The organism is Undibacterium sp. GrIS 1.8 (genome assembly GCF_040544445.1).
GTDB lineage: Bacteria > Pseudomonadota > Gammaproteobacteria > Burkholderiales > Burkholderiaceae_D > Undibacterium.
This window is the reverse complement of sequence record NZ_JBEONQ010000143.1, coordinates 1-1,100: the sequence shown is the minus strand read 5'-3', so window position 1 is coordinate 1,100 and position 1,100 is coordinate 1. Positions and strand designations below refer to the sequence as shown.

1 protein-coding gene is annotated in these 1,100 nt (G+C 50.9%); it reads right to left on the bottom strand.

The genetic code is table 11. The annotated features are described in order from the left end of the window. A partial coding sequence (locus AAKU64_RS22590; protein WP_354363120.1) for a transposase occupies positions 1-979 on the bottom strand: 979 nt, incomplete at its 3' end. Between the last annotated feature and the right edge of the window lie 121 nt (positions 980-1,100).

Genomic DNA, 1,100 nt, shown 5'->3' with positions numbered 1-1,100 from the left:
CTTGCGTGCGTTCTTTATAACGCTGTTGTTCATGCGGGGCGAACGGTTTCTTCTCCCCGCCGCGTGCGTTGTGATCAATTAATGGCACGTGGCCAAGACTTTTGCTGTGTGCCCTTAACTCTTCACTGCAATACGCTGCATCCATCAAATCGTACAAATTCGTTACTCGTGCGGCCGTCATCGTTGCTAACGGCACCGCCGTTTGACTATCGTGCACCGAGGCGCTGGTCAATAGCGCACTGATGGCAACGCCGCAGTCAGCGGTGTCGATATGCAGCTTGTAGCCGTTCCAACTCACTTTATAACCTTGCGCATTGCATTTAGTGCCGCGGTCACACTCTTTGGGTAAAGCATTGACGATGCTCGGTAAAGTTTGCGTCAACTGCCAGCCTATCTTGGTCACTTTCTCTTCCTTTGGCGGCCTTATCTCGCCTTTCTTTGGCCGTCCACGGCGCTGCTTTTGGGCCTTTTCTACGGAAACAACTTTCATGTGTTTCTTCGGCTTCTCGCGCGCCGCAATCGCCGTGCCGTCACGGCTGATGTGTCCAATGAGGCTGTCGCCTAAATAACTCTTGATCAGCGCTTCGTGCACTTTCTCCGCTAATTTGGCTTGGGCAAATTCGCCAAAGGCGCGCGAAAAAGTGGCTTCATTCGGAACTTCTTTCCACATCTCAAAGCCGCACAGCCGTTTTAAACTGCGATCCATCGTCAATCGTTCTATTAAGGCCGCTGTTGTATTGAGCCCCAACACAGCTTTGGCGATGAAGGCGCTGGCCAATGCACCACGGTCATGCGGTTTGCGTCCTATCCCTTGCCATTGGTCCGACACAAATTCTTCGATGCGCACCCAGTCTAGTACATGAATCAATTTTTCCAGCTTCGGCGTCAGTGACCCGCATTGCTGTTTTATCTCCGGTAGCAAATCGTGTTGCAGTAAATTCCAGCGTTGCATTATCAGCAGGCGTTGTGTAGGATTCATAGCGGAGCGCAGATGGTTGTTTAGTCACTTTCATCTTGCCAGAAATGGCCGCTCCTTTCTCATCTATTTTGCGCTTCTCGCAATAAAATTACTCTCCGGTGTTTCGTTTTGCAAGAACCTC